Genomic DNA, 1634 nt, shown 5'->3' on the forward strand with positions numbered 1-1634 from the left:
CCTCGACCGCGCCTGCACGCCGCACGGCCTGGCCACCACCGGCGGCCGGGTGTCGACCACCGGCGCGTCGGCGGGTTCGTCCTCGGCGGCGGCGACTTCGGCGTCGTCACGTCGATGACGCTGCGGCTGCACCCGCTCGCGCGGTCCACCCTCGGGTTCCTGCTCTGGCCACCCGCACGCGGGCCCGAGATCGTCCGCATCTTGGCGCCATGGTGGCCGAGCTGCCGTACGACGAGCTGCAGGCGGCCCTGGACGACCCGCCCGGCTACCGCAACTACTGGTCCGCCGAGCACCTCGAGTCGCTGCCCGACGAGGTCTGCGCCGCCGTCCGCCCGTGGAGCACCGGCGCCGTCTACCTCAACTTCATCGGCGACGAGGGACACAGCCGGGTGGTGTCCGGGTTCGGCACCGAGGGCTACGTCCGCCCGGCCGAGGTCAAGGCGCGCTACGACGCCGCGAACCTGTTCCGGCGCAACCACAACGTCGCCCCGGCCTGACGGTCACAGGGAGCGCAGCTCGCCCTCGAGGACGGTGCGCGCCCGGCCGGCCAGCTCGATGCGGTCGCCGCGCATGGTCACCTCGACGGTGCCTCCGCGCGCGGACAGCTGCGCACCCGTCAGCGTGGTGCCGTCGGGCCGGCCGAGCTCCTTCGCCCAGTACGGCCCGAGCACGCAGTGGGCCGACCCCGTCACGGGGTCCTCGGGGATGCCCTGCGAGGGTGCGAAGAAGCGCGAGACGAAGTCGTACGGCGCGCCGTCGCCGGCGCGGGCGGTGACGATGACGCCGCGTGCCTCGACCGCCGCCAGCGCCGGGAGGTCGGGCGTGAGCCCGCGCACCGCCGCCTCGGAGTCGAGGACCGCGAGGACGTCGAAGCGGCTGCGCCCGGTCCACACGGGCGTGACGCCGAGAGCCGCGGCCAGGCCGTCCGGCGCCGGGGCCGCCTGCGCCGGCAGCGCCGGGAAGTCCATGCCGACCGTGCCGGAGCGGTCGCGGGTGACGGTGAGGACGCCGCTGCGGGTGCTGAACCGGATCGGGCCGGACTCGCCGCGCTCGAACAGCACGTGCGACGTGGCCAGCGTCGCGTGGCCGCACAGGTCGACCTCGACCTCGGGCGTGAACCAGCGCAGCCGGTAGTCGACCGACGGCGTGGCGCGGGCCGCCTCGTCGCCGTCGACCGGCTCGACGAAGGCGGTCTCGGAGTGCTTCAGCTCGGCCGCGACGGACAGCATCCACTCGTCGGTGACGGGACGGTCCAGCAGGCAGACCCCGGCCGGGTTGCCCCCGAAGGGACGATCGGTGAACGCGTCGACGACGAGGATCCGCACGGTGTCCAGCCTACGAGCCCTCCCCCGCGCAATTCACGCGCGATCCCACAGGTCCGATTTGACCGTTCGCCGGTCAGACCACGGTGAGCGGGAGCAGCTTCCGGCCGGTCGGGCCGATCTGGATCTCGGTGCCCATCGTCGGGCAGACGCCGCAGTCGAAGCAGGGCGTCCAGCGGCAGTCGTCGAGCTCGACCTCGTCGAGGGCGTCCTGCCAGTCGTCCCACAGCCAGTCGCGGTCGAGGCCGCTGTCGAGGTGGTCCCAGGGCAGCACCTCGTCGCGGTCGCGCTCGCGGGTGGTGTACCAGGCGA

Annotated in this window: 1 protein-coding gene and 2 pseudogenes; 1 reads left to right on the top strand and 2 read right to left on the bottom strand. The window is 74.1% G+C overall.

Translation table 11 applies throughout. The annotated features are described in order from the left end of the window. A pseudogene (locus DY240_RS34195) lies at positions 1-497 on the top strand (BBE domain-containing protein); the annotation flags it as partial. A gap of 3 nt (positions 498-500) precedes the next feature. Here DY240_RS34195 and DY240_RS22770 read toward each other — a convergent pair. Both DY240_RS22770 and DY240_RS22775 read right to left on the bottom strand, forming a co-directional pair. Further along, the gene (locus DY240_RS22770; protein ID WP_119662082.1) at positions 501-1325 is read right to left on the bottom strand and encodes a PhzF family phenazine biosynthesis protein; all 825 of its coding nucleotides are present in this window, start codon (positions 1323-1325) and stop codon (positions 501-503) included. Positions 1326-1398: 73 nt separating this feature from the next. Next, positions 1399-1634: pseudogene (locus DY240_RS22775) on the bottom strand (TIGR03960 family B12-binding radical SAM protein); the annotation flags it as partial.

The sequence above is a fragment of the Jiangella rhizosphaerae genome (assembly GCF_003579925.1).
Classification (GTDB): domain Bacteria; phylum Actinomycetota; class Actinomycetes; order Jiangellales; family Jiangellaceae; genus Jiangella; species Jiangella rhizosphaerae.